Genomic DNA, 26,443 nt, shown 5'->3' with positions numbered 1-26,443 from the left:
TGTGTCCTGACGAACGATAACCAAGAGATAGACGCCGGAACCGCGGCAGGCCCTCTACGGGCTGCCCGGAATGCCCGGGGTGGCACGGTCTCCGGCCAGCCATTTTGCGCTGTCCACCACGTCGAACATCAGGCTGATGCCATTGATAGCCAGCAACAGAGCGGCCAGGCCAAGCTCCATCCTGGAGGCATCGGCACGGAAGCCACTCTCCGACAACAGCATCAACAGATAGATTACCAGCGGCCCCCAGGCAATCAGGTGCGGGATCGACAGGACCTTGTTCATGCCCCGATACACCCACATCAGGGGCCCGTTAGTCACCAGTACCAGTAAGGCGGCCAGCGCCCCGGCCTGCCCCACAGTGCTCTCCAGCAGGAAAAAGGGCAGCACATTCACTGGTACCAATATGCCGGCCACCCAGATCTGTACCCACAGTGGCAAGCTCCGCCAGGAGCGCCAGATATCTGCCATCCGATCCATCATGCTAGCCGGCCTCCCCGGCACAATAGGCCGCGGTGATGGGGTGGCTGGGGTGTTCGAACACCTGTCGGCAGCCACTGGATTCCACCACACAGCCACAGCCTTCCTGTACCCAGCAGACCGTCACGCTGTCAGCAATACGTCGGGCCTGGGCCAGGTTGTGAGTCACCATCAACAGGGTATAACGCCCCTTGAGCGACACAATCAGTTCTTCCACCACTTTTGAGGACACCGGGTCCAGCGCCGAGCAGGGCTCGTCCAGCAGCAGCACCTGCGGTTCCAGCACCAGCGCCCGGGCAATGCACAGCCGCTGCTGTTGCCCGCCGGACAATCCCAACGCCGACTGCGACAGCCGGTCTTTGACTTCCTCCCACAGCCCCACCGCCCGCAGCGCCTGCTCGGCACGGGGGTCGCGCTCACGGCGCGGCACACCGTGCTCCGCCAGGGGAAAACGCAGGTTGTCGATAATGGAGAGCGGAAAAGGATTGGGCTGCTGGAACACCATGCCAATCCGGCGGCGCAGGGCCGTGGCATCCTGGCTGGCAGACAGCGCCTCTCCGCCGAGCATAATGGTGCCACTGACCCGGCACCCGGGGAGGCTGTCCGTCATGCGATTGATGCTGGCCAGCAGACTGCTCTTGCCACAGCCACTGGGGCCCACCAGCGCCATCAGCTCGCCAGCCTGCACCGTCAGGCTGGCCTGCTCTATGGCAGCCTGATTGCCGTAATAGACGGAGACCTGTTGCAGTTCCAGGGTCGGGGACGTCATTGCCAGGCTCCTTGTGCCGGGCGCAGCCAGCGCCGCACCAGCAGATTCAGTATCACCAGTATGGCCACCAGCACCAGGCCGGTGGCCGCCGCCCGGGGCATGCCGCCGGGTACGTTCATGGCCAGATCATAGATGTGCACGCTCAATGCCCGGCCGGAATCCAGCAACGAATCCGGCTGACGGAGCACATAACCGGCAGTGAAAAGCAGCACGGCGGTTTCCGCCAATGCCCGACCAATGCTGAGAATGATCCCCACCGCAATGCCCGGTGCCGCCTGGGGCACCAGAATGCGCCTGACCCAGCCCCAGCGGCTGATCGACAGAGCTTCACTGGCCTGCCGGTAGGACATCGGCACCCCACGCAGGGCCTGCTCGGCACTGCGTATCATCAGCGGCAAGACCATCAGCGCCAGCGCCAGACCGCCACTGAGAATGGAGAAACCCAGTCCCAGGCTGATGGCGAAAAACTGGTAACCGAACAGCCCGTAAACGATGGAGGGCACCGCCGCCAGCATATCCAGCACCCCGCCCAGCCACTGGGCACGGCGGGTGCCCGCCGGTACCTGCTCGCTCAGATAGAGCGCACAACCCAGCCCCACCGGCACCGCCACCAGCAGACACACTGCCAGGATCCAGCCGGTGCTGACCAGCAGCGCAGCAATGCCGCCAGCGCGGCCCGCCTGGCGCGGGTCTTCCAGCAGAAAGTCCATGGAAAGCACGCCGGCACCCTGCTCCAGCAGGGACCACAACATCAGGCCCATGGGCACCAGCACCGCCAGCAACAGCAGCCCGCCGATCATGCCGGCAAGGCGATCAGGCCATCTCATGCCGCTCTCCCCGCAGACGCCAGCTCAACATCAACAGCACCGCCGTCACCAGCAGCAACAACAACCCGCTGACAAACAGGGCCACCCGGTGGTCCCCGGTCGCATAGGCCATTTCCAGAGCGATATTGGCGGTCAGGGTGCGCACCGGGTCGAACAGGGACGTGGGCCACTGCACCACATTCCCGGCCACCATCAACACCGCCATGGTCTCCCCCAGGGCGCGGCCAAATTGCAGTACCAGACCACTGACAATGGCCGGCCCGGCCTGGGGCAACAGCACCCGGCGCAGCATCCCCACCCGGGACAGGGACAGTGCCTGCCCCGCCCGCAGATAACGGGCGGGCAACTGGCCCAGCGCCGTGTCGGTGACCAGCAACGCCAGCGGCAGAATCATCAGTGCCAGCACCAGCGAGGCGGCCAGCCAGGACGCCCCCGGCGGCGCCCACTGATTGATCCAGGGGACCAGCACCAGCATCCCCCACAGCCCATACACCACCGACGGAATCCCCGCCATCAGCTCCACCAACGCCAATACCGGCCGACGAATCAGCGGCGCGAAATAGCGTAGCCAGGCCGCCAGCAGCACCGCCAGCGGGCCGGCAATCACCAGCGCCAGCACGCTCACCAGCACGGAGCCGGCAATCATGGCCGCCATGCCATAACGGGCCTGGCCAGGCTGCCAGTCGTTGCGCCACAGGGCACTGCCATGCTCGACCAGAAACGGCGCGGACTGTATCAACAGCACGGCCACGATGCCGCCCAGCACCAGCACCGCCGCCGCGCCAGTGAGGCGCAGCAGCCAGCTCAGCAGCGAATCAGCGTGAAACCGGGAGGAAGTAGTAATCATGGTAGGTCGCGGCACGGTCCGGGTCAGTCATGAAGTCCAGCAGCTGGCTGGCCGGCTCGGACAGCTCGCCCTGGCTGACCAGATTCAGCTCCCGACTCAGGGGATAGCGCCCCTGATCAACGCTTTCCAGTGTGGCAGGCACACCGGACAGGGGCAGCAAGCGCAGGGGGGCGCCGGCATCCGCTTCGTAAATGGCGGTGCCAATGGACACGTAACCAATGGCATTCACATCATTGGCCACCGCCTTGATGCCCTGCTGGTTTTCACCAATGACCATATCCGGTTGCACCTGGTCATTGTTCAGGCCGAAATGGGCCAGAAAGAGCTCCTGGGTAGAACGACCATCCGCCTTGTGAACCACGGTGATGGGAGCGTCATCGCCGCCCAATGATGACCAGTTTTGCTGTTCCCCGGTGTAAATGGCGACAATTTCCGCATTACTGAGAGCGGTCACCGGGTTCGCCGCGTTAACGATCATGGCGATGCCGTCGCGGCCGATCAGGTGAGCGGTGAGATCCTGCTCATCTGTCTTCAGCGCCCGGCTGACCATACCGAAATCCGCCAGCCCCTGGCGGGCATCGCTGATGCCGCGACCGGAACCCCCGCTTTGCACATCAACCTGAATACCGCTTTGTGTTTCAAATTGCTCAGCCAGATCCGCCATCAACGGTGAGATGGTACTGGAACCGGTAATGACCAGCTTGTCCTCTGCCGGCTGACAGCCGCTCAACAGCCACACCAATAAAAAGCCTTTCAACGTCTTCCCGATCATGTGTCGTCCTTATTCACCTTTTCCTGCCGCTTTGGATGCCATCTTGACGCAAAAATTACAGCCAGAGACGCTCGTCGGTGTAACCTGATCAGAGAGACGGCATCAATATGTCATCGGGCCCCATCATTGCCACTGATCATACGTTACACCGATGCACCCACCAGAGGATCAACAATGCGTGAAGAGGTACAAAACTACTACGGCCAACAGCTGCACTCCAGTGACGATCTGCAGACCAATGCTTGCTGTGACCAGGAGCCACCGGCCTATCTGAAACCCCTTCTTGCGCAGCTCCATGATGAAGTTGTCATGCGCTACTACGGCTGCGGTCTGGTAGCTCCCCAGCTATTGAAGGGGATGCGTATTCTCGACCTGGGCTCCGGCTCCGGGCGCGACGTCTATCTCCTTTCTGCCCTGGTGGGTGAACACGGTGAAGTGGTGGGCGTGGACATGACCGACGAACAACTGGAGATCGCCCGCCGACATCAGGATTATCACCGTGACACCTTCGGCTACGCGAAGAGCAATGTGCGCTTTCTGAAGGGCTATATCGAAGAACTGGACAAACTGGATCTGGAAGACAGCTACTTCGATATCATCATTTCCAACTGCGTGATTAACCTGAGCACTGACAAGCCCAAGGTGCTGCGGGATGTGAAACGTCTACTGAAGCCCGGGGGCGAATTCTATTTCTCCGATGTGTATGCAGATCGCCGTGTGCCGGATAACCTGCGCAACGATCCGGTCCTTTATGGAGAATGTCTGGCCGGCGCCCTGTACTGGAATGATTTCCTTAACCTGGCCAAGCAGAGTGGCTTTGCCGATCCGCGCCTGGTGGAATCCCGCCGCCTGACCATCGAGAACCCGGATATCGAAGCCCGCCTGGGTCGGCAACGTTTCTATTCCGCTACCTACCGACTCTTCAACATTGATGGTCTGGAACCCGCCTGTGAAGACTACGGCCAAGCCGTGGTCTATAAAGGCACGGTGGATCAACATCCCCACGCTTTTTCGCTGGACGATCACCATGTGATCGAAACCGGCAAGGTATTTCCGGTGTGCGGCAACACCTGGCTGATGCTGGAAGAAAGCCGCTTCGCCGAGCACTTCACTTTTATCGGGAACTTCGACACCCATTACGGCATCTTTGAAGGGTGTGGATTAAATGTTCCCTTTGAAGATAACGATGCCGGCAACGATGGAGCTCCCTGCTGCTGACGAGGCAATATCACGCCTGCTGTCATCGCCCCCGGTGTAACACCGATTCTCTCCACGCATCTTATTGCTGTACCGGGCCAGCAGGAGAGAAAAATGCAACAAGCCATCAACGTGCTGATGTTAATGGCTCCCGGTTGCTTCACCCTGGCGGGCACGGCCTATGCTCCCGCCGAGGAGGAGCGTCGCTCGCTCTGGACCCTGATTGACCAACCCTGGGTTTACCAGGGTTAACCCGGCAAGGACTCACCCATGAATGTTCGCAAACTCATCTTGCTGGCGGTTTTTGCCATTCTGATCGCCAGCTACTTTTTTTTCGATCTTGCCCAGTACTTGAGCCTGGAGTACATCAAGAATCAACAAGCCTCTTTTGATGCCCTCTACCAGGAAAACCCGGCACTGATTCTTGGCGGCTTTTTTATCATGTATGTGGTGGTTACCGCCCTGAGCCTGCCTGGCGCCGCCATCATGACACTGGCCGCCGGCGCTCTGTTCGGTTTCTGGGCCGCCTTGCTGCTGGTGTCTTTTGCGTCCTCCATGGGTGCCACCCTGGCTTTTCTCGCTTCCCGCTTTCTGTTTCACGATACGGTGCAGCAACGCTTCGGCGATCGCCTGAAAAAACTTAACGACGGTGTCAGAAAAGACGGGGCGTTCTATCTTTTTACCCTGCGTCTGGTTCCGGCTTTTCCGTTCTTTGTCATCAACCTGGTCATGGGTCTCACCCCTATCAAGGTGCGCACATTCTACTGGGTCAGCCAGGTGGGCATGCTGGCCGGCACCGCTGTCTATGTGTTGGCGGGCACTCAACTGGGGCAAATAGAGAGCGCCAGCGGGTTGCTGTCACCGGAACTGATCGGCGCCTTTGTATTGCTGGGCATCTTTCCCTGGATTGCCAAAGCCGTCATGGCGCAACTGCAGGCCCGCAAGGTCTATCGTGGCTGGCAGAAACCGGATCATTTTGATCGCAACCTGATCGTCATCGGTGCCGGTTCTGCCGGACTGGTGAGCGCCTATATCGCCGCCACCGTCAAAGCCAAAGTCACCCTGATCGAAAAACACAAAATGGGCGGCGACTGCCTGAATACTGGCTGTGTGCCCTCCAAGGCATTGATCAAAAGCGCACGACTGGCCTGGCACGACAAGGAAGCGGACAAGTACGGCTTCGATGCCATCCGCAGCGACTTTCGTTTCAGCAAACTGATGGCCCGGGTGCACAAGGTCATCGAAAAGATCGAACCCCATGATTCCGTGGAGCGCTATACGGAACTGGGCGTGGATTGCCGCCAGGGTGAAGCGCGCATCATCTCCCCCTGGGAAGTAGAAATTCGCAACGGGGACAGCACAGAAACACTCACCGCCCGCAGCATCATCATTGCCAGCGGCGCACGCCCCTTTGTGCCACCCATTCCCGGCATCGAGGACATGGATATCCTGACCTCTGACAATCTCTGGGAGCTTCAGGAGCAACCCGGACGCCTGGTGGTGCTGGGTGGCGGTCCCATTGGCTGCGAGCTGGCACAGACCTTTGCCCGCCTGGGCAGCCAGGTCATGCAGGTGGAGATGCTGCCGCGCATCATGCCCCGCGAGGATGACGATGCCGCCGCCCTGGTTACCGCCGCCCTGCGCGAAAGCGGTGTCGACGTGATGACCGAACACAAGGCCGTGCGCTTTGCCCGGGAAGGTGACGACAAGGTGCTGTATGTGGAACACAACGGCGAAGAAAAGCGGCTGACATTCGATGCGGTACTGGTGGCCGTGGGGCGGCGCGCCAACACCGATGGCCTGGGCCTGGACGCGCTGAACCTGCCCACCAACGGAAACGGCACCGTCACGGTCAACGAGCAACTGCAAAGCCGCTACCCGAACATCTACGCCTGCGGCGACGTGGCCGGGCCTTACCAGTTCACCCACACCGCGGCACACCAGGCCTGGTATGCCGCCGTCAATGCCCTGTTCGGTTCCTTGAAACGGTTCAAGGTTGATTACCGGGTTATTCCCTGGGCCACGTTCACCGACCCGGAAGTGGCCCGTGTAGGGCTCAACGAACAGGACGCCGAGGAGCAAGGCGTCGATTACGAAGTGACCCGCTACGGCATCGACGACCTGGACCGGGCCATTGCCGACAGCAATGACCGCGGTTTCGTGAAAGTGATTACCGCCAGGGGCAGCGACAAGATTCTCGGCGTGACCATCGTCGGCAGCGGTGCCAGCGATCTGATTGCCGAATACGTGCTGGCCATGAAACACGGCCTGGGCCTGAACAAGATCCTAGGCACCATCCACATCTATCCCACCATGGCGGAATCCAACAAGTTTGCTGCCGGCGAATGGAAGAAAGCCCACAAGCCCGAGGGGGTATTGCGCTGGGTAGAACGCTTCCATAACTGGCGACGTTAGGCGTCTCGCCATCGGCAACGCCAGAGGAGACATGATGATTGCGCGTTTACTGCTACCGTTACTGTTATTGGTTGCCAGCCCACTCCTTGCCTTTGATCACCAGCGCTGGGACCGGTTGCTGGCTGAGCATGTTCAGTGGCAACGGAGCGGGGTTGCCACCAGTGTGGATTACCCCGGTTTCCGGGCTGATCGGGCCGCACTGGACCAGTACCTGCAAGCCCTGTCGCAGGTCTCCGCTGCCGACTTCCAGCGCTGGTCACAGGACGAACAACTGGCATTTCTGATCAACGCCTACAATGCCTTTACCATCGATCTGATCCTGCGCCAGGATTCCCTGCCCGACTCCATCCGTGACATCGGCTCTTTTTTCTCCGGCCCCTGGGATCAACGTTTCTTTACCCTGCTGGGTGAAACTCGCACCCTGGATGAAGTGGAGCACGAGATGATTCGGGGCAACCCGGCGCTGATGGACCCCCGCATTCACTTTGCAGTCAACTGCGCCTCGGTGGGCTGTCCGGCACTGCGACCGGAAGCCTATCGTGCAGAGACACTGGAACAACAACTGGCCGACAGTACCCGCCGCTTTCTTTCCGATCGCCAGCGCAATCGCTTCAACAAGACAGGGCCACGCCTGGAAGTGTCGAAGATTTTCGACTGGTACGAAGAGGATTTCGTGGATGCCGCCGGCAGCCTGCACCATTACCTTTTGCAGTATGCGGATACGCTGGAGATACCCACCGACCACCGAAAGTCACTGGACGATGAGACTCTGAAGATACAGTTTCTGGATTATGACTGGTCACTGAATCAATAAGCCCGCAGGAGCAGAGTCATGGAAGGCCACACCGCGTCGCACCGCCTACTGGGCATTTGGTACTCGTTCCGGAATTTACCGCTGTGGCTGCAGGGCTGGGTGCTACTGGTCCTGATGCCACTGAACGGTGCCAGCCTGCTGTTTCTGGACAGCTTCAGTGGCCAGGCCACCGCTCTGGCCCTGCTACTGGTGCTGACGGTCAATTTTTCGCTCATGTGGCACCACGGCGGCATGAACAAGGACATGTCCCTGGTTCATCTGCTCGCCTGGATTCCGCTGGAAATGGGGTTGCTCGGCCAGCTAGCCGGCATCTGGGGAGACGACTTCCTCACTCCCACGCAATGGGCCTTCACCGTGGCCGTCGTGATGGTCAACGCGATCAGTCTGTTCTTCGATATCGTCGACGCCTGGTGCTGGGCGCAGGGAGATCGGGTGACGCTGCACCCAAAACATAATTAATAATTAATAGTTAATAATGAATAACTCGCGATTCAGCTTTGCGGGTTTTGCAATGCAAGAGGCCGCGACCATCCCTGGGGCGCGGCCTCTTGCGTTGGGGAGAAACAAAGGGGTCAGATACCCTCATTGTTGCCAGGAAATGGGAGACCTGACGCTCATTGTCTCATTTTACCCTCACTGCCTCATTGTGAATCCCTAATGAAGCCAAATAAAACAGAAAAAATTAGTATAGAAAAATACAAAGATAAAAGTATTATCTTTTGCACTTTTACCTCAAAATCATCCCACTCTTTTTCAATCTCAACCCCCATCCCAACATAAAATCTATCCATGACAACCATTAAATAAATTTGCGCAGCACTTAACAGGAAAGCCAACAAAGAAAGAAAAAAAAGAAAGTCATACCTCCCCCAAGAAAGAGCAAAAGAAACAAAAAAAAGAATAGCCAAACATGACAACAAGAAACTCTTAATCATTTTCCCTTTCCTCGATTGATTTAAGTGCACCATCGAATGCTTTCGGCACATAAAAATCCAAAACCGGAGGGAACACATTATGAAAGCTCGCACCTTTGGCGGCAAAAGAAGATGTCTTACCACCCAAGAAACCAACCAAATTAGGCAGCAAATGCTCAGCACCTCCTATCGAATAAGCATTGCCCGCCTGAGCTAAACTCACACCAATATCTGTGTAAAATAGTGAAGCTGGCACTACTCCACCAGTTGCACCTATCACAATACCTGCCCCCCAGTAAACACCTGATATATGGCGTCATTAAATCCGGGATGCCATTTAATGCTGAAATTGCAATGAATGGGCTTGACCTTCAAGAGGGTATCTGACCCCCATGATTCCCATGATTTTCTTTAATTAATAATTCCGTAAGATGCAGAAAAAACAAATATAAATATATAAAAAATCAGAAAAGATAATTTTGGAATAACAACATCTACATCACTCCACCCTTTATTTACAAAGAAACCTAGAGCAACATAACACGAATCCCGAAAAATAATCGAGTAAATCTCAAACCCTGACCAAATAAAACATCCTAAACTTACAAAATAGTAGACTCCATAATCATCTCTTGAGGTCCAAAGAGAAAACATTAAGAAAAAGAAAACAATAACAGAAAAAAAATACTTCCACATACTATCTATCTTCCAAATCTTTGACTGCAGAATCAAAAATAAAAGGATAGGTAAAATCAATCAATGAAGAGCCACCGCTACCGTATCCAGCAGATGAGGCAGCACGCCCCCCTAACTTACCAAAGCCCATTCCTAGCGCTCCAATAAAAGCCTGATCCTTTCCATCAGTGAAATATGAGTCAGCCACTTTTGCGACATTAACAGCAAAATCCGGAGCTGATAAGGATAACGGAACCCTACCACCCAGCAATGCAACACTAGTAGCAGAACCACCAGTAAAAACACTTAAAGCCGTCATATAGTCCCTTCTCGCCTTTCGATCCCGAGCCTCAAGCAGTCTGTTTGTTTCCGGGTTATCCATATAACTAACCCCTATACAGCTCACATTATAACAACCCCATTTCCCACCAGTATGCAATTCACCATCAATAATCTCAGATAGCACTCTTTGATTTTCCCCCGTGCCCCATCCATAGAAAACGGGGGCATTATGAGAATCTGGGTCATATACGGGCAGGTCTCCTGAGAGCACCATTTCCCTGTAACTCATTACAGAATCATAGATCGCCATAGACAACTCACTATCTGGCGGCATATTCAAGAAGGCGTCATTTTTTTGAGCATCATTAGCCACAAACAGCCACTGTTCATTCTCAACAGCCTCTCCAAACCGGTTGGAATTGACGATAAAATCAAGCGCCCTCTTGTCTGGCCCTACACCCGAATCTTTTCTGTTATCATCAACCAACCATTTCCCCGCATCTTTTAGAAGAAACTGAGCAGTTTTTAGCCTGTCGATAGATACGCGCCTATCACTTATTTGATAATATTCCGCCGCAAAAGCCACACCATAACGATCAATAAATTTATGCTCACCATCATTAAGAAAGCGGTAATCCAACTCACCATTTTCGGCATCACCTACAAAATCATCCCAGTTCTTACTCAATAACCGTTGCTGCCGGAACGGGTTCATCACCGGCACTATCGCCTTGTGCTGGCTGATCTGATCACTATTAGCCCAGGCATTCAGACGATAAGTAAGATCACCAAGAAAACCAGTCAGGCCAGACATAGGCTCACCCGCACCATCCAGGTGCATTCCTTCATGGATGAGGGTATTGACCATACTGCTTCGACTGTCATCGCCCAGATCCAAATACATGGTATTGGTGCTGGTATTCGCAGCACCTGCTACAGCGTTACCATCTGGATTAAATGCACCATCAGTCACTTTCACCCGATCACCGTCACCGCCATTGATCAGCTTGTCGGCATCATTCAGCGAATCCTGCGCATACTGAGCATCTTCCACTTCACCATCGCGGACACCTTCGATATCGCCAGCCAATTTACCATCTTCATGATAGGCCGCTGCCTGGCTACCACTTATCTTGTCCAACGCATTTCCTATCTGTGAGGCTTCCACCACACCACCAACAACGACTCCTATACGGGCAAGATCACCACCTGCACCACCGATAGTCGCCTTAGCGTTGTTTTTCAGGTCTTTATGCTGCTGAACGATTTCTGTACGTCCTGCCTCAGAGAACACCCGATTATCCACCGTCACATTGGCATTCAGTGCGCCAGTCTGCTGGTCGAGAGTGACGACCTGAGATTCGCTGACGTCTCGGTTGAGGCTGGCGAAGCCAGTCTTATCATCCAGGCTCTGCCCCCCTACGGTGACATTCCCCCCGCCAATGGTGGCCCGGGTCTGGCCTTCCATGCGGTGGCCGCTGTCCTGGACACTGATAGTGGTGGTTGCCTTGCTCAGTTGCAGCCCGCCGCCCTGCTGATCACTCTTGCTGTAATCGCGCAGGTCTTCGACGGTGAGAGTATCCGTGCTGAAGTTCAGGTTACCGTGATCCACCAGAGCGAGTTCACCGGTTTCGGAGTTTTCTTCGTAGCTGGCATTGGCGATCATCCCGCCAATCAGGGTGGTGTCTTTGGCGGTCACTTGGCTATTTTCACCATCGGCGATGAGAATGGTGCTTTGTTGATTGGTTCGGGCGCCTTCACTGCTGCCTTTGCCGATATTGAAGCCCGCACTACCGCTTTGCGGTTGGCCGGTGCTACTGGTGCCGCCACCGATGCCCACATTGGCACCCACACTGCTGTTACTGCTGCTGTGTGTATCTTGTAGGCTTTCAATGTGTAGGGTGCCGGTGTCTATATTCGCCGTGTTGGCGGTAACGACACCCCCTTTGACGGTGAGGCTGTCGCTGGTGCTGTTCAGGTGGCCAACATTGAGCTGGCTGTTGACGTACTGGGTCGCCTGGCTCTCTGACTCGGCTTCGCTAAAGCCGGCATTGGCATTCCAGCTACCCGCACCGCTGGTGCTGACGCTGAAGCCACCGTTTTTACTTTCTTGCTCAAAGCGGCTGCTTTGTTCGTTGGTGCCCGCTCCGATAAGGATATCCGCCGCATTCAGATCAAGAACACCGGCATTAACCTCACTACCGATAATACTGGCTGCCTTGTCCGCATTGATGCTCATGGCGGCGGCATTGAGGCTGCTGCCTTGCCAGGTTTTTTCTGTGGCGGTGCTAGTGGAGGTGGTTTCGCTATGCTGGGCACTGCCGCTGACATAGAAGCCGGTGCCCCCCGCTACCGCCCCGGCGGCGGTGGCAGCCAGGGCCTGGGTCGATGCCAGTTCTGCATGGACCAGGTTGGCGGAGGCTGCAGCCAGCATAATGCGATAGTCCTCCAGTGCCTCTTTCGCCAGCTCGCCCCGCTCGACACGCCTTTCTGCATCTTTCAGGTCATCACGCGCATCATCAACAGCATCTACTGCCTTCTTGAGACCTTCAACGGCATACGCAGCATCCACATAGGCATTGCGGATACCCACCGTGGTTTCTGTGGTTTTCTCTTTTAGCGTATCTGTGACGGTTTGCTCATCTTGCACACCGGTGATTTCGACGGTTTCGCCTGCCAGCGATAAAACACCGTCTTCACCCGTTGCGTTGATATCAGCATTGATCAGGCTGAGTGCATTGTCTGCCTCAAGAACGATCTGGTTTCCCGTAATACTGCTACCACTATGGGTCAAGCTATTGGTGACTGTGCTCTGCTCCAGCTCGGTCAGTCGCAAGCCGCCAAGGCTGACCTCATCCTTTTTCAGCGAGGGGTCGATACTAGAAGCGGTCTCCGTTTCATTCCGCTCTGTCGTAGTGGTTTCCGTTACTGCCGTATCCAGCAAGATATTGTCGGCCAGCATCACCACCTTGCCGCTTTCTTCATCGGCTTCTAGGCTGGAGCCCGTCAGGGTCATGTCGTTTTCGGCGGAAAGCTGAATATTCTCTGCCTGTAGCGTCGAGCCAACCTCACGGCGCTGATGAACCCGGCTCTCTGTACTCTCCGAGATCTTTATTTCCGACTCTTTGCCGGCAAGCGCCAGCCCGGGCATATATAGCGCACCGACACCCATCAGCGCAGAGCTGGCTTTGGCCAGCTCTTTAACGGGGCCGCGCAGGGATCGGGTCCTTACATCCCAGTTCTCGTTCTCAAGAGCGACGGTACCAATGTAAAGGTTGTCGATACTGCCTCGCTCAATGATGGGATTACCGTCGTCGTCCAGCCGCAGGGCACCGTTCTCAGCCGTTGCCAAGGCGGCATCCCCGATGCGCAGATCATCCAGTGCTTCAAGTTGGGCAGCCCCCAACACCACATCGCCTTGCGCATCCAGGGACAGGTCCGCTCCCGATGACAGCCCGGCTTGTGCCAGCGTCTGACTCATGCTGCCGGTGTCACGGGTTTTGATTCTGGCGGCGTTCTTCTCTTCGACCTGCGTTCGGTGATATTCACTATTCACTGCGGACTCGATACGGATGCCGCCACCCGCCACAGCCTCAACGTCTTGCTCTCCATGTCCCTTGGAAGCAAGAACCTCAATATCACCCTCTTCTGCATTGAGAATAAGATTTCCCATCGCCATCAGATTACTGCCAACAACACGCTTTGAGTCCGCTTCCGTCGTTTGTTTTTTGCTGCTACCAAAACTCCCATCATCCTTGCGGTAGCTATACAGCGAATCATTCTCTGCCGCATAGCCTACGGTGATATCACCCTTTGCCTGTAGCCGGATATCACCTTCGCTATTCAAGTCACTGGCCATGATAGACAGATCATTTTCTGCCGCCAGTAACATGCCCAGGCTGCTATCAAGAGTGGTGCCCAGTTGGCGAACCTTGCTCTGGGTAAATTTCACATCCCCATGGTCCATGTGGCTGCCCTGGCTGACGGCAACGCTTTCTACCGCAAGGTCACCATCTGACACCAACTCCAATAGCCCCGCATTCACCTGCGCTCCCTGCAAGCGGGTATTGCCGCCACTGTTTATTGACAGCGTCTCTGCCTCAAGGCGAGCCTGCTCTGTCAGTCGGGTCATCCAGTTCATCGAATCGCCAACCGCATCGGCCAACGTCGCAACGACTACATCATTTTCTGCATCCAGTGACAGCGTCTTCGCTATCAAGGCACCACCCAGGTTTTGAATATCCTCGGCGCTCTCCAGGCTCAACGCCTTACCCGCGCCTATTGTGCCTGTGTTGGTGATACCGCCCTGCCCGGCATTAATAGTGACATCATTCTCTGCAACAATGCCGCCGTGGTTGGTTACATCATCACCCGCGATAAGCACATTCTCGCCCTGTAGCTGCGGGCCATCCAGGGTGGCACTCCCTTGAGCAAGGTACAAAACAGGAACCAGAACCTGATGGCCAGCCACCTCCTTTTCTTCTAGCCACACGATATCCTGCTGCAAGGCGTTGATCTGGTCCGCCGTAAGGCTGACGCCAATACTGAGTTCTAGCGATTCAGCAGCCACCAATGCGTTGTCCATCAGCCAGCGATATTGCTCTTCATCACTCTCGAAATCCGGATCCAGGAACCGAGTGCCTGTAGCAGCAAGTACCGCATCACGGATCAGGGTGGTTTCGTAGTAGCTATCGCCTAACCGCCTGGTGCTTTCATTCGGATTCAGCCCGAGACGGTCCAGTAGATACTCACTGCCCAAGAACCCGTCTAGGGTAGCAAAAAGTGGATTGGTTTCGATGAGGTAAAGGTGGCCAGGATCATCGCTCAGGATGAACAACCCATGCGCTCCGGGAAGATCAAAACCCAGCGCCAATGGATCAAAACGAAACAAGGTATCCGCGCTATGTTCGCCAGCATCCCCATAGATAGCATCCATGGTGGCCCCAAAGCTGAACTCTGCGCCCTCTTCTTCTCCTCCATTTCCCACTTTTTGCGCATCAATAGTGAGTGTTCCACCCGCGCTGACTAGCGCATTCACGATTGTTTCAGTCACAATATTCGTATGACTTCTTGCTCCACCACGGTTGCAGCGAACCCGGCTACTGTCACAAAGATACCAGTTCTCCGACGTCGGAATGGTCGTGTAGGTATAGTATTTTTTCTTGGTTCCTCCTCCTGAGTCTTTTTTCCTGAGCCAGGACTTATCAACACGGGTAACTTCTTTCAAATCTACCGTATAGGCCGTGTTCTCAAAACGCGTCGCTTTGATATTAATGTCATTATTAGCAGCAATGACGCCAGCATCATTGATCAGATTGTCCCCGAGAAGCCAAAGATCGTTCCCCGCCAGCAGTCGGGACTGTCTTGGCGCAGAAAAGCTCTGCACGATTTCTTTTTGGTATTTCGTCCGGTAGGTGGTGCTGTGGCAAGCACTGTTTCGGTTTCGGTTAAAACAACGTCGATCATAATCACGATCATAGTGATAGTCTGGATCATCCCAAACAATATCTACTTCAGGATCGCTGATTAGCTTTTGCTCGAAATCATGGGCAGCAATGCGGGTATTACCTCCACTGGCGATTAGCCCGGATGTATTTCTGACTCGGTCCGCCCAGCTTGACGGGGCTTTCCATATTGCATCAACGCTATCCGCAAGCTGACCACCCGCGATATCCATATCCCCTACTGCATAAATATCGCCCTTGTTATCCAGTTCACTCAGGTACAACCCCATATTACCTGCGGATAACAGTAGAGAATGTTCACCATTACGCAGTATCTCCCCGGTAGAGGTCAGGCTTCCCAGCCCAGCAATATCACCCTGATTCTCCAGATCTATCACGGCCAATTGTAAATCGCCGGTAGAGCTGAACACGCCCTCATTGCGCAACTGATCGGCAGTGACAGACACGTCACCCCTTACCTGCCAGTCAGCTTCCGCACCAATAGCCACCGTATCGGCGTCTAGCTGCAAGGCACCATCCGCCTGGACCTCACCTTGATGCACATAATGCCCGGTGGTTAACGACAGGGTTTGTTCAGCACGTAACGCCCCAGCCGTGTTATTCAAATCCGCTGTCGAAATTGTCAGATCACCCACCGCATCAACTTGGCCGCTATTAGAGATACTGTCGGTCGCATTGATAACCACATGGCCCTGACCTGCTACTTTGCCTGTGTTGGTGAAGTCAGAGGCTGTCACCTCCGCCATCTCACCGGCCAACATGTCGCCGTGATTGGTCACGATGTCTTGTACGGCAAGTTTTAGCTTGTTTTCTGCTGAAACGGATACACCGCTATCTACCCTGGCCTGCTCTGCGGTAACGGTGATGTCGTTGGCATTGACTTCCCCACCCTGCAAATGGACCTGCCGGCCATCCACAGACAGATAACCACCGGCAGCCACATTCCCTGCCGAGATCAGATCTCCCGCAGACGCCAGCTGAATATCACCCTGGGCACTGGCATCACTGAAGCGCAAGTTGCCATTGGCCGACAACTGCAAATCCCCATTCTGCGCCGCCACCGGCGCATCCAGTTTCACCCCGACGCCGTCTTCGTTGGCGATCAGCCGGATGCGGTTGGCGTACATGCCGCCCAGGGCCGAGGAGTCGATGGCGAACTGGGGTTTGTCGCCATCGCTGGTAGCGTTGCTGGTGGCCAGGGTCTGCCGGTCTACCTTTTGCTGGCCGGTGACGATGTTCAGGCTGTCAGCATGCAACTCACCCGCCAGGGTCACGGAGCGGGCGATAATGTCGAAACGTTCGGTGTTGGAGGCATTCAGACCATTACCAAGAATGGACACGGCGCCGCCCTGTACATCAAAGCCGTGCAATTCCCCGTCTTCCATGATGGATTTTCCGGTGGTCAGGGTGGCGTGGTTCGTATTGATGAAGCCACAGCCGTTACAGCTGATGCCGTTGGGGTTGGCCACCACCACATCGGCGCGGGCGCCGCCCACTTCGATGTAGCCCGCCAGGTTGGAGGGGTTCTGGCCGATGACTTCATTGAGGATCAGGCTGGCGGAGCCGTTTTTCAGGTTGGGGTTACCTTCGATGTAACCGCCCAGCTGGGTCTGGGTGAGTTTTTGACTGTTGTTGAGGACCAGGCCTTTATCACTGACGTTGAGGTCATTGTAGAAATTCTGCGAGACACCCTTGCCGTTGGGGTTCTGGATATTGACCACCGGCACCCCATTGGCTGCCTGATCCAGGGTGGGCCGCCCATTGGTGCCATGGGTGGGCGTGATGGGCTGGGCGGACAGCAGCATGGGCTGCCAGATCAGCAGTAGCGACAGGCCGTAAACCAGTGATTGTCGAGCAAAGAGAAATAAACGACGTGAAAAAACGTCATTAGGCACACGGGCCAAAACGACCGGCAAGAATCCCCACATAACTGTCATCCATGAACATTGTTATGATAAAAATTTTCTACCGGAAAGCTTAGCAGGCCCTGCTTCCCGCAAGGCACTTATTGTACGACAACCAAGATTTTCACAAGCGAGGCAATAGAAAATGTGACAAATATCACATTTTAGCCCGCAAGCAAGCGTTACATTCCACCCGCTCAAGAGTGACGTCCTATCTCCCCATTGAATGGGCCTTCACCGTGGCCGTCGTGATGGTCAACGCGATCAGTCTGTTCTTCGATATCGTCGACGCCTGGTGCTGGGCGCAGGGAGACCGGGTGACGCTGCACCCAAAACATAATTAATAATTAATAGTTAATAATGAATAACTCGCAATTCAGCTTTGCGGGTTTTGCAATGCAAGAGGCCGCGACCATCCCTGGGGCGCGGCCTCTTGCGTTGAGAAAAACCAAAGCCGCTGCTCGCGCAACTATTAATTATTCATTATTAACTATTAATTGCCTCATAAGTATTCCAACGCCTGCGCCACGGTACTCACCCCAATCACCTCCACCCCTTCCGGTAGCTGACGGGGCAGATTGGCTTTGGGCACGATGGCTTTCTTGAAACCGTGTTTGACGGCTTCGTAGAGCCGCTCCTGGCCCTGGGGCACCGGGCGGATTTCGCCGGACAGGCCCACCTCGCCAAACACCACCAATTCCCGACCCAGTGCCCGGTCCCGGAAGCTGGAAACAATGGCCAGCACCTGGGCCAGATCGGCGGCGGTTTCAGTGACCTTGACGCCACCCACCACATTCATGAACACATCCTGGTCGCCCACCTGAATGCCACCATGGCGATGCAGCACCGCCAGCAACATGGCAAGCCGGTTGGCCTCCAGCCCCACACAGACCCGTCGCGGATTACCGAAATGGGAGGCATCCACCAGCGCCTGCAACTCCACCAGCAAGGGCCGAGTGCCTTCCCAGACCACCGTCACCAGGGAACCGGAGGCGATCTCATCCGCCCGGTTGAGGAAGATGGCGGAGGGGTTCTTCACTTCCTTCAGGCCCTCACCGGTCATGGCAAACACGCCCAGCTCGTTCACCGCCCCGAAACGGTTCTTCAAGCCACGCAGGGTACGGAAACGGGAATCCGTGGAGCCTTCCAGCATCAGTGAGCAGTCGATCATATGCTCCAGCACCTTGGGCCCGGCCAGAGTGCCGTCCTTGGTGACATGCCCCACCAGCAGCAGCACGGTACCGGTCTGTTTGGCAAAGCGGGTGAGCGCGGCGGCGCACTCACGCACCTGGGCCACACTGCCGGGAGCGGATTGCAGGGCGGCCAGGAACATGACCTGGATGGAATCCACCACCAGCACCCGTGGCTGTTCCTTGCGGGCCAGATCCAGGATCTGCTCCACATCCGTCTCTGCCGCCAGCCGCAGCTGTTCCTTGGGCAACTTGAGGCGGTCCGCCCGCATGGCCACCTGGGACAGGGATTCCTCACCGGTGATGTAGAGACACTTCTGGGAGGACGCCAGCTTGCACAGGGTTTGCAGCAGAAGGGTCGACTTGCCGGCGCCGGGGTGACCGCCAATCAGAATGGCCGAGCCCGGCACCAGGCCGCCACCCAGCACCCGGTCCAGCTCCCCCATGCCGGAACTGATGCGCGGGGTTTCCGCCAGCACAATCTCGTCCAGGTTTTGCACCTCGGACAGCTGCCCGGAAAACCCGCCACGGCTGCCGGCCCCTTTTGACATGGGCGTCGCCGGATCATGCACGAATTCCTGCAGCGTATTCCAGGCGCCACAGGCCGGGCACTGCCCCTGCCACTTGGGGAAATCAGCACCACAATCCGTACAGACAAAGGCGGTTTTTTTCTTGGCCAAAACAATTCCTTCTTGTGTATTACTCTCTACGGTAGTCGCTGCAGGAACCTAGCGCAGCGGAGTAACGCACGGAGTGCGGCCCCAAAGGGGTGAGCGCAGCGAATAAAACCGCTTCAGGTGCGAACACACCCGAGTTTCGAGAAGCGAGTTTCGAAAACCAAACCCATCAGGGTTGATCGGTTTGGATTGTGCTTTTCGCAACTCGAAACTCGAAACTCGTTACTCGCTAACGCTCGGATTCGCACCTCAAGCGGTGCTCCTACAGCGGCGTCGAATCAAACGATGACGCATTCCGGCCGACCGGTGATCTGGCAGAACAACTCATAGCTGATGGTGCCACAGGCGCGGGCGACCTTGTCCACGTCCACGGCATCGCCCCACAGCTCGACCTCATCACCAATGTCGGCCTGGATGCCGGTCAGGTCAATCGTCAGCATATCCATGGAGACACGGCCCACCAGCACGGTGGGCTGGCCATTGACGGCGACAGGAGTCCCGCTGGGAGCATGGCGCGGATAGCCATCACCGTAACCGGCGGCTACCACGCCGATACGACCGGGGCGTTCGGCGGTCCAGGTGGCACCGTACCCCACCGTGTCACCGGGCTGAATCTGGTTGATGGCAATCAGACGGGCGGTGAAACGGTGACTCACCCTCAGCGCCAGTTGTGCGGCGCTTTGCCAGTCGAACGGCGACGATCCATACAACATGATGCCTGGCCGCACACGCTGGGCCCGGGCATGGGGGTAACGGATCAGCGCCGCGGAGTTGGCCGTAGACAGGGGCAAACCCAGGGCATCGGCAACCTGAACGGCCTGGCGCAGCTGACTCTCCGTACGACCATCTTCGGCGTCGTCCGCACAGGCAAAATGGGTCATCACGCCCACCGGCGTCATCCCGGCAGCGATCAGCTGCTGCGCCGCTTCCAGCGCCATGTCCGGACGCAGGCCCAGCCGGTTCATACCCGTGTTCAGCTTCAGCCAGATACGCAGCGGACCGGGATGCTCGAGCAACAGGGCCACTTGCCAGGCAGAGTGCACCACCACTTCCAGTGACAGCGCCCGGGCCTGCTCAAGCTCGTCCCGGTCGAAAAACCCTTCCGCCACCAGAATCGGGGCGCTGACGCCGTGTTCGCGCAGGACCCGGGCCTCTTCCAGCACCGCCACACCGAAGCCATCCACCTCCCCGGCCATGGCGTCTGCGGCCAACACCAGCCCATGGCCATAACCATTGGCCTTGACCATGGCAAACACCTGAGCGCCCTGCGCCAGGGCTGTCGCCCGACTGGCGTTATGCCGGAGCGCCCCGGGGCGGATTTCGATACGGGTTCCTCTCACAACGGGACGCTCCCAAACCGCCAGGCCTCAACCGGATTGAGCAACCCGGAGCCGCGCTCTCCCTGGATTTTGCCTTGTGAAATTTGCAACTCGCTCACTCATCCATCGATGCCAGCTGGGCATAGTATTCCGGCGCCAGATCATCAAAACGCGAAAATTGCCCCTGGAAGGCCAGCCGGACCGTGCCGATAGGGCCGTTACGCTGCTTGCCGATGATCACCTCGGCAACACCTTTTTCGTTGGTGTCCTTGTTATACACCTCGTCCCGGTACAGGAACGTAATCAAGTCAGCATCCTGTTCGATCGCCCCGGATTCCCGCAAATCCGACATTACCGGCCGCTTGTTGGGGCGCTGTTCAAGGGAGCGGTTAAGCTGCGACAGCGCCAGTACCGGACAATTCAGCTCCTTGGCCAGGCCTTTCAGCGAGCGGGAGATCTCGGAGATTTCATTTACCCGGTTATCCACCCCCGGTACCTGCATCAGCTGCAGGTAATCCACCATGATCGCCCCCAGTTCGCCACCGCATTCGCGGGCAACCCGGCGGGCCCGAGCGCGCATTTCCAGCGGGCTGAGCGCGGGCGTGTCATCGATAAAGAACTTTTGCTCACTGAGCATATGAATGGCAGAGGTAATCCGCGGCCAGTCATCCTTTTCCAGCTGACCGGAACGAATGGATGTCTGGTTAATGCGGCCCAGGGACGCCAGCATCCGCATGACGATGGAATCGGCGGGCATCTCCATGGAGAACACCAGCACCGGCTTCCCCGCCTTGATCGCCACGTTTTCACACAGGTTCATGGCAAAGGTGGTCTTACCCATGGAAGGACGACCGGCGATCACTATCATGTCCGAGGGCTGCAAGCCACCGGTCATCTTGTCCAGTTCGTCAAACCCGGTCGTCACCCCGGTGATGGCACTCTTGTTCTTGTAGAGCTCATCAATGCGATCCACGGTTTTCTTGAGGACCGATTTGATGTCCTGGGGGCCCGAGCCTTTCTTCTGCTGCTCGGCAATCTCGAAAATGGCGGATTCCGCCTTGTCGAGAATTTCCAGGGATTTGCGCCCTTCCGGCTTGAACGCACTGTCGGCCACATCATGGGACACATTGATCAGCTGCCGCAGAATGCTCCGCTCGCGGACAATTTCCGCATAGGCGGTGATATTCGCCGCACTGGGTGTATTGCGCGCCAGCTCGGAGAGATAGGTCATGCCGCCAATCCCCTCCAGCTGCCCCAACTGGGTCAGGGCCTGGGAGACGGTGACCAGGTCACAGGGATTCTCCTCTTCCACCAGCTGCGCAATCACCTCAAAAATCTGCCGGTGAGCCTTGCGGTAGAAATCGCGGGCACCCACGCGTTCCGCCACATCATCCCAGGCACTGTTATTGAGAAGCAGACCACCGAGAATGGCCTGTTCCGCTTCCAGGGAATTGGGGGGAATCCGGAGGTTTTCCGGCAGGTGTTTATCCAGCGGCAAAGGTTCGTTCATCGGGAATACCAGCACTCATGGGACTGTGAGTTGAAAGTTCAAAGTTTAAAGTTGAAACGCCATCAAGGCACGCGTCAGCAGCGAAAGGCTGCTGACCGCGAAATGGCTCAAGTCGCGGACTCCAACATACAAAAACTGCCAGTGCTACCCGCGTTTTAGCTTTAAACTTTCAACTTTGAACTGCTCTGCAACGAAAAAGGGCACTGCCCTCGCGGACAATGCCCTGATTCTGTCACCGCGCCCCGCAAGGGGCAAACCGGTTGTCGGTCAACTGTCGATTACTCGGCAGGAACCACAGCCAGCTTGATGGTCACGGTCACGTCGGCGTGGAGAACCACGTCGATTTCGTACTCACCGGTGTTGCGCAGCGCGCCGTGGGGCAGCTTCACTTCCGATTTTTCCACTTCCACGCCGGTGGCAGCGGTAATGGCTTCGGCGATGTCGCGGGTACCCACGGAACCGAACAGCTTGCCTTCGTCACCGGCCTTGGAGGACACGGTTACGCTGGCTTCGTTCAGTTTTTCACCACGTTCCTGGGCAGCGGCCAGCTGCTCGGCGGCGTGCTTCTCGAGCTCGGCGCGGCGCTGTTCCACTTCGGCCAGGTTGTCTTTGGTGGCCGGCAGGGCTTTGCCTTGCGGGATCAGGAAGTTACGGCCGTAACCGGAACGTACATCCACCACAGCACCCAGGTCGCCCAGGTTCTTGATCGTTTCCAGCAGGATCACTTGCATGATGGTCCCCTCGGCTTAATTGTCGTGGCTGTCAGTGTACGGCAGCAGCGCCAGGAAGCGGGCCTGCTTGATCGCAGAGGCCAGCTGACGCTGATAACGTGCCTTGGTGCCGGTGATACGGCTGGGCACGATCTTGCCGGTTTCGGTGATGTAGGCTTTCAGGGTGTCGAGATCTTTGTAATCGATGTACTCAACACCTTCCGCGGTAAAGCGGCAGAACTTGCGGCGGCGATAAAAACGGGCCATTGGATAATCTCCTCTCTAATCCTGGTTGAGGGTGTCCAGCGTCTGGGCAATCAGTTGCAAACGATCCCGGGCATCACCTTTGTAACCGGCGCGACTCAGGCAGCCGGTCACTTTAATGCGCTGACCTTCTTTCAGGCCCTGGGCCTGTCGGGTCATCCCGCCTGCCAGTATCACGGCAATGCGAGCCTGGACCTCTCTGGGATGGCCGTCTTCCAGTTGCCGGGAGCGATGCTCCAGCCACAGGCGTTGACGGGGTACCCCAGCCGGTGTCAGTGCCACTTTTTCCAACGTGACGATTACACCGGTGAGTTCACAGCGATTGCTTTCCAAAATCAGCTGGCAGCCCCCTCCTTCTCGTCGTTCTTCGCCAGCGGCGACGGCTCGGTAACGGCATTGTCGCGACGAATCACGAGGTGACGGATTACGGCATCGTTAAAGCGGAAAGTGTTTTCCAGCTCGCCCAGGGTCTCGCCGTCACATTCGATGTTCAGCATCACGTAGTGGGCTTTGTGGATCTTGTTGATCGGGTAAGCCAGCTGACGACGACCCCAATCTTCAAGACGGTGGATGGTGCCCTTACCATCAGTCACGATCGCGCTGTAACGCTCGATCATGGCCGGCACCTGTTCGCTCTGGTCCGGGTGAACCAGGAACACAACTTCGTAATGACGCATATTAGCTCCTTACGGTTGCGATACCTCACGGCATCAATTCAGCTTCCCATCCGCACAGGCGTGACGGTGAAGCAAGGAGACCTGCCCGACAGTTAATCCCTGTCGGACGCAGGAAGCGCGCGATTCTATCCCATAGCACGCCCCTTCCTCAAGGTATATCCGTTGCCATCCGGCAAAGACGGACGTATGCTCAGAAGAAACAAAACGCTACAAACGCTTACGAGAAGCGTCGTTAACCCTAAGCCCCTGAAATACAGGGGAAAACAACAAGAACGGGATACGACCATGAAATTCAGCGCTCTGGCCACCGGCCTGTGCAGCATTTTTCTGCTGAGCCCCCTGTCCGCCCAGGAACCGGCCCCGCCACCCTGTGGCAGCCCGGTGTCCGTACCAAGCAAGCCAGCCCTCGAGGATTACCCGGATTACTCGGATTTCCTGTTGCAGGTCATGCAGTACAAGCAAGCCAATCGCAGCCGGGCCGCCCATCAGGCCGCCTGCCCCCAGGATTATCAGCCGGAGCCGGTGACCAGCAGTGACCCCACAGTGATCGAGCAGCCGGAAACCCTGGACAGCGCCCTGGCCCGTACCGAGCGCCTGAGCCCCATTGATTATCAGCGCAACCGAACCTGGTACGACCGGTCCACCTCGCAGAGCTTTGGCCTGCCCGCCCTGCCCGGCAACTCCTTGTCGGGGGAGCATATCCGCACCCTGCTCGGCAATGCCGGCTCCGATACCCCCCTGGTGCTGCCCATGACCATTGTCGGCATGCAACTGGACGGGCTGAACGACGGCGGTGACGCCAGAAATCTGCTCACCGAACAGCTTTACCGAAACCTGTTTAACGAAGAGCGCAAGGCAGACCTGGCCACCCTGCTGGCCAGCAATCCCAATGCCATCGTCGAGATATCCCGCAACGGCAACCTGATGCTCTATCTGGATCTGAACGATGAGGCCGTGCTGACCACTGGCATCATTGAAGTGGAAAGCTGTTTGAGCAGCGGCTGCGACAGTTCCCCCTAGCGCCGCCGGAGACACGAAGGAGAGGAGCCCCGGAGCACATCATGACCCTGATCCGCTTTATTGCCTTTCTTGCCCTGCTGGGCCCGATGTTGCCAGCGGCCACGTTGGCGGCCGGTGACAACGGGCTGAGCCAAGGTCAGCAACAGGCTCTAGAGCAGGCCCTGGGGCCACGCCCGGACATCCAGAACTACCGCCGTCAGGACCAGTTCGTCACCGACTTGCTGGCCTGGCAGCAACGCAAAACCCGCCTGACCGCCAGGCTGTCCCGCGGTGAGTCCATCACCCCGCCCCGACCCAGTACACCCAACGATTGGCACCATGTCACCGGCCCTGAGGACCTGGATACCGCCGTGCGCAATGCCCATGGCTATGTACAGCCCACCTACCGGGAACCGATCCGCTTCAACCGCACCACCCATGTCAGTTTCCCGCTGGCGCCCCTGCCCGGCCAGCAACTGGCCGACAAGGCGCTCAGCGTGCCCGGCACTTTGCCGGACAACCACGATGATGAAATCCCCGAGATATTGCTGGAGGACAACGTGCGCATCCAGCGGGAACTCTCCGCCCGCCGCACCCTGCTACCACTGCCCACACTGGAACGCGAAACCGTCGTCAACCAGGCTGAGCTGCGGTAGCAGTTAATAGTGAACAGTGAATCGTTAATCGCGGGTCAGTCTTGTGGCTTCCAAACGCATGAGGCCGCGACCAGAATCTGGTCGCGGCCTCATGCGTTTGGAAAACCGAAAACCGTTGCTCGCGCAACTATTCACTCTTAACTGTTAACTATTCACTGCTCTCCCGCTGCGCCCGTACATGAAACAGCATCACCCCCGTGGCCACGGACACGTTCAGGCTCTGCACTTCCCCAGCCATGGGAATTTCCAGTAGCTGGTCGCACTTGTCCCGGGTCAGCCGTTTCAGGCCGGCACCTTCCGCCCCCATCACGACGGCCAGGGCGTCCGGGGCCTGGAACGCAAACAGGGACTCACTGCGCTCCTCGAGGGCGGTACCGACTACCCAGACCCCTCTTTCCCGCAGCTGATCCAGCAGGTTGGCCAGGTTGCCCACTTCGTAATACGCCAGGCTTTCCGCCGCTCCCACCGCGGTACGACAGGCCACCGGGGTGAGCCCGGCAGCGTTGCGACGCGGAACAATCACCGCATCCACCCCGGCCGCATCGGCACTGCGCAGGCAGGCCCCCAGATTATGGGGATCAGTGACGTTCTCCAGAATCAGCAGCCAGGGGCGGGCGGGCTTGCCATCCAGCCACTTGAGCAGACCACTCTCATCACCGGGTTTGCGCGGTCGCGCCCGGGCCACGATGCCCTGATGCTGAGGACCCGCGTGCTTTTCCAGCACCTCCCGCCGGGCACGCTGTACCGCAATGCCGAAATCCCGGGCCGACTGTATCATGGCCGCCAGGCGGGGCTCCTCACGCTCGGCACGGCTGTCCTGCACAAACAGCTCAAGCACCGCCTCCGGACGATGCCGCAACAGGGCGTCCACCGCATGGAAGCCGGAATACATCAGGGGTTTCTGGGGTTTGCTCATTGGGACGCCTGCACGCTTCATGCACCGCGCCATACGCGGTGAAAAATAATGCTGCAGGAGCGGCGCCCGGGTCGCGAACACCCGGGAACCCGGAATGTTCACGGCTCATACTCGCAGAGCAGAGCGCGCGCCGCGCCTGCAGAGGGTTAGGGACCCCCTGAATA

Annotated in this window: 24 protein-coding genes; 8 read left to right on the top strand and 16 right to left on the bottom strand. The window is 57.3% G+C overall.

Annotated features, from left to right (window positions below; genetic code table 11):
* Positions 1–54: 54 nt before the first annotated feature.
* Genes A0251_RS05205 through A0251_RS05185 form a run of 5 tightly spaced genes read right to left on the bottom strand, consistent with a single transcriptional unit; the run spans position 55 to position 3,695 of the window.
* Positions 55–483, bottom strand: a complete 429-nt coding sequence (locus tag A0251_RS05205; RefSeq protein ID WP_062815774.1) for a hypothetical protein — start codon at positions 481–483, stop codon at positions 55–57.
* Position 484: 1 nt separating this feature from the next.
* Positions 485–1,249, bottom strand: coding sequence for a phosphate ABC transporter ATP-binding protein (locus A0251_RS05200; RefSeq protein WP_062815773.1), 765 nt, complete (start codon positions 1,247–1,249; stop codon positions 485–487).
* Positions 1,246–2,076, bottom strand: a complete 831-nt coding sequence (gene pstA / locus A0251_RS05195) for a phosphate ABC transporter permease PstA (RefSeq protein ID WP_062815772.1) — start codon at positions 2,074–2,076, stop codon at positions 1,246–1,248. The genes A0251_RS05200 and pstA overlap by 4 nt, the downstream gene beginning before the upstream one ends.
* Entirely contained in the window at positions 2,063–2,923 is an 861-nt protein-coding gene (gene pstC, locus A0251_RS05190) for a phosphate ABC transporter permease subunit PstC (protein WP_062815771.1), read from the bottom strand. The genes pstA and pstC overlap by 14 nt, the downstream gene beginning before the upstream one ends.
* The gene (locus tag A0251_RS05185) at positions 2,892–3,695 is read right to left on the bottom strand and encodes a phosphate ABC transporter substrate-binding protein (RefSeq protein WP_062815770.1); all 804 of its coding nucleotides are present in this window, start codon (positions 3,693–3,695) and stop codon (positions 2,892–2,894) included. The genes pstC and A0251_RS05185 overlap by 32 nt, the downstream gene beginning before the upstream one ends.
* A 174-nt stretch (positions 3,696–3,869) precedes the next feature.
* On the opposite strand from A0251_RS05185, the gene A0251_RS05180 reads away from it, so the two are divergent.
* The 5 genes from A0251_RS05180 (at position 3,870) to A0251_RS05165 (ending at position 8,580) form a co-directional block, all read left to right on the top strand.
* Positions 3,870–4,913: a methyltransferase domain-containing protein gene (locus tag A0251_RS05180; protein ID WP_062815769.1), complete on the top strand. Its 1,044-nt coding sequence runs from the start codon at positions 3,870–3,872 to the stop codon at positions 4,911–4,913.
* 93 nt (positions 4,914–5,006) lie between these two features.
* On the top strand, positions 5,007–5,144 hold the full coding sequence (locus A0251_RS17365; protein WP_156478247.1) for a hypothetical protein: 138 nt from the start codon (positions 5,007–5,009) through the stop codon (positions 5,142–5,144).
* Positions 5,145–5,162: 18 nt separating this feature from the next.
* Positions 5,163–7,307, top strand: coding sequence for an FAD-dependent oxidoreductase (locus tag A0251_RS05175; protein WP_062815768.1), 2,145 nt, complete (start codon positions 5,163–5,165; stop codon positions 7,305–7,307).
* A gap of 34 nt (positions 7,308–7,341) precedes the next feature.
* A complete protein-coding gene (locus A0251_RS05170) occupies positions 7,342–8,121 on the top strand; it encodes a DUF547 domain-containing protein (protein WP_062815767.1) in 780 nt (259 codons plus the stop codon).
* 18 nt (positions 8,122–8,139) lie between these two features.
* Positions 8,140–8,580, top strand: coding sequence for a hypothetical protein (locus A0251_RS05165; RefSeq protein WP_062815766.1), 441 nt, complete (start codon positions 8,140–8,142; stop codon positions 8,578–8,580).
* A 182-nt stretch (positions 8,581–8,762) separates the two neighbouring features.
* Here the strand turns inward: A0251_RS05165 and A0251_RS05160 are convergent, their stop codons facing one another.
* The 3 genes from A0251_RS05160 to A0251_RS05155 all read right to left on the bottom strand — a co-directional run bounded on the left by A0251_RS05160 (position 8,763) and on the right by A0251_RS05155 (position 17,385).
* Positions 8,763–9,056, bottom strand: coding sequence for a hypothetical protein (locus A0251_RS05160; RefSeq protein WP_062815765.1), 294 nt, complete (start codon positions 9,054–9,056; stop codon positions 8,763–8,765).
* A complete protein-coding gene (locus A0251_RS17360; protein WP_156478246.1) occupies positions 9,049–9,315 on the bottom strand; it encodes a hypothetical protein in 267 nt (88 codons plus the stop codon). The genes A0251_RS05160 and A0251_RS17360 overlap by 8 nt, the downstream gene beginning before the upstream one ends.
* A gap of 417 nt (positions 9,316–9,732) precedes the next feature.
* Positions 9,733–17,385, bottom strand: a complete 7,653-nt coding sequence (locus tag A0251_RS05155) for a hemagglutinin repeat-containing protein (protein ID WP_062815764.1) — start codon at positions 17,383–17,385, stop codon at positions 9,733–9,735.
* Between the two features lie 179 nt (positions 17,386–17,564).
* Here A0251_RS05155 and A0251_RS17355 point away from each other — a divergent pair, with 179 nt between their 5' ends.
* Positions 17,565–17,705 carry a hypothetical protein gene (locus A0251_RS17355; protein ID WP_156478245.1) on the top strand — a complete coding sequence of 47 codons (141 nt, stop codon included), beginning with the start codon at positions 17,565–17,567 and terminating at the stop codon, positions 17,703–17,705.
* 158 nt (positions 17,706–17,863) lie between these two features.
* Here the strand turns inward: A0251_RS17355 and radA are convergent, their stop codons facing one another.
* From radA to rpsF, 7 genes are all read right to left on the bottom strand, one after another.
* Positions 17,864–19,231 carry a DNA repair protein RadA gene (gene radA, locus A0251_RS05145; protein WP_062815762.1) on the bottom strand — a complete coding sequence of 456 codons (1,368 nt, stop codon included), beginning with the start codon at positions 19,229–19,231 and terminating at the stop codon, positions 17,864–17,866.
* A 275-nt stretch (positions 19,232–19,506) separates the two neighbouring features.
* Entirely contained in the window at positions 19,507–20,568 is a 1,062-nt protein-coding gene (gene alr, locus A0251_RS05140) for an alanine racemase (protein ID WP_062815761.1), read from the bottom strand.
* Positions 20,569–20,662: 94 nt separating this feature from the next.
* Positions 20,663–22,057, bottom strand: coding sequence for a replicative DNA helicase (gene dnaB / locus A0251_RS05135; protein ID WP_062815760.1), 1,395 nt, complete (start codon positions 22,055–22,057; stop codon positions 20,663–20,665).
* A gap of 278 nt (positions 22,058–22,335) precedes the next feature.
* On the bottom strand, positions 22,336–22,788 hold the full coding sequence (rplI, locus tag A0251_RS05130; protein WP_062815759.1) for a 50S ribosomal protein L9: 453 nt from the start codon (positions 22,786–22,788) through the stop codon (positions 22,336–22,338).
* Positions 22,789–22,803: 15 nt separating this feature from the next.
* Positions 22,804–23,034 (bottom strand): 30S ribosomal protein S18, encoded by a 231-nt coding sequence (gene rpsR / locus A0251_RS05125; RefSeq protein WP_035245006.1) that lies wholly within the window; start codon positions 23,032–23,034, stop codon positions 22,804–22,806.
* 15 nt (positions 23,035–23,049) lie between these two features.
* The gene (priB, locus tag A0251_RS05120) at positions 23,050–23,364 is read right to left on the bottom strand and encodes a primosomal replication protein N (RefSeq protein WP_062815758.1); all 315 of its coding nucleotides are present in this window, start codon (positions 23,362–23,364) and stop codon (positions 23,050–23,052) included.
* A gap of 2 nt (positions 23,365–23,366) precedes the next feature.
* Positions 23,367–23,708, bottom strand: a complete 342-nt coding sequence (rpsF, locus tag A0251_RS05115; protein ID WP_008927286.1) for a 30S ribosomal protein S6 — start codon at positions 23,706–23,708, stop codon at positions 23,367–23,369.
* A 285-nt stretch (positions 23,709–23,993) separates the two neighbouring features.
* Here rpsF and A0251_RS05110 point away from each other — a divergent pair, with 285 nt between their 5' ends.
* Positions 23,994–24,728, top strand: coding sequence for a hypothetical protein (locus A0251_RS05110; RefSeq protein ID WP_062815757.1), 735 nt, complete (start codon positions 23,994–23,996; stop codon positions 24,726–24,728).
* A 41-nt stretch (positions 24,729–24,769) separates the two neighbouring features.
* On the top strand, positions 24,770–25,363 hold the full coding sequence (locus A0251_RS05105; protein ID WP_062815756.1) for a hypothetical protein: 594 nt from the start codon (positions 24,770–24,772) through the stop codon (positions 25,361–25,363).
* Positions 25,364–25,511: 148 nt separating this feature from the next.
* Here the strand turns inward: A0251_RS05105 and rlmB are convergent, their stop codons facing one another.
* The gene (rlmB, locus tag A0251_RS05100) at positions 25,512–26,279 is read right to left on the bottom strand and encodes a 23S rRNA (guanosine(2251)-2'-O)-methyltransferase RlmB (protein WP_082810763.1); all 768 of its coding nucleotides are present in this window, start codon (positions 26,277–26,279) and stop codon (positions 25,512–25,514) included.
* Positions 26,280–26,443: the final 164 nt, after the last annotated feature.

Source organism: Alcanivorax sp. NBRC 102024, assembly GCF_001602235.1.
In the GTDB taxonomy this organism is placed as follows: domain Bacteria; phylum Pseudomonadota; class Gammaproteobacteria; order Pseudomonadales; family Alcanivoracaceae; genus Alcanivorax.
Note: the sequence above shows the minus strand (reverse complement) of the source record. Positions and strands in the feature narration are given on the sequence as shown.

Coding starts and splice junctions, on each gene's coding strand:
- dnaB (WP_062815760.1), bottom strand. CDS start 22,057: ATGAACGAACCTTTGCCGCTGGATAAACACCTGCCGGAAAACCTCCGG.
- rlmB (WP_082810763.1), bottom strand. CDS start 26,279: ATGAGCAAACCCCAGAAACCCCTGATGTATTCCGGCTTCCATGCGGTG.
- A0251_RS05170 (WP_062815767.1), top strand. CDS start 7,342: ATGATTGCGCGTTTACTGCTACCGTTACTGTTATTGGTTGCCAGCCCA.
- A0251_RS17365 (WP_156478247.1), top strand. CDS start 5,007: ATGCAACAAGCCATCAACGTGCTGATGTTAATGGCTCCCGGTTGCTTC.
- rplI (WP_062815759.1), bottom strand. CDS start 22,788: ATGCAAGTGATCCTGCTGGAAACGATCAAGAACCTGGGCGACCTGGGT.
- rpsF (WP_008927286.1), bottom strand. CDS start 23,708: ATGCGTCATTACGAAGTTGTGTTCCTGGTTCACCCGGACCAGAGCGAA.
- A0251_RS05105 (WP_062815756.1), top strand. CDS start 24,770: ATGACCCTGATCCGCTTTATTGCCTTTCTTGCCCTGCTGGGCCCGATG.
- A0251_RS05165 (WP_062815766.1), top strand. CDS start 8,140: ATGGAAGGCCACACCGCGTCGCACCGCCTACTGGGCATTTGGTACTCG.
- A0251_RS05205 (WP_062815774.1), bottom strand. CDS start 483: ATGATGGATCGGATGGCAGATATCTGGCGCTCCTGGCGGAGCTTGCCA.
- A0251_RS05110 (WP_062815757.1), top strand. CDS start 23,994: ATGAAATTCAGCGCTCTGGCCACCGGCCTGTGCAGCATTTTTCTGCTG.
- A0251_RS05160 (WP_062815765.1), bottom strand. CDS start 9,056: ATGATTAAGAGTTTCTTGTTGTCATGTTTGGCTATTCTTTTTTTTGTT.
- A0251_RS05200 (WP_062815773.1), bottom strand. CDS start 1,249: ATGACGTCCCCGACCCTGGAACTGCAACAGGTCTCCGTCTATTACGGC.
- A0251_RS05180 (WP_062815769.1), top strand. CDS start 3,870: ATGCGTGAAGAGGTACAAAACTACTACGGCCAACAGCTGCACTCCAGT.
- A0251_RS05155 (WP_062815764.1), bottom strand. CDS start 17,385: ATGTGGGGATTCTTGCCGGTCGTTTTGGCCCGTGTGCCTAATGACGTT.
- A0251_RS05175 (WP_062815768.1), top strand. CDS start 5,163: ATGAATGTTCGCAAACTCATCTTGCTGGCGGTTTTTGCCATTCTGATC.
- pstA (WP_062815772.1), bottom strand. CDS start 2,076: ATGAGATGGCCTGATCGCCTTGCCGGCATGATCGGCGGGCTGCTGTTG.
- A0251_RS05185 (WP_062815770.1), bottom strand. CDS start 3,695: ATGATCGGGAAGACGTTGAAAGGCTTTTTATTGGTGTGGCTGTTGAGC.
- pstC (WP_062815771.1), bottom strand. CDS start 2,923: ATGATTACTACTTCCTCCCGGTTTCACGCTGATTCGCTGCTGAGCTGG.
- rpsR (WP_035245006.1), bottom strand. CDS start 23,034: ATGGCCCGTTTTTATCGCCGCCGCAAGTTCTGCCGCTTTACCGCGGAA.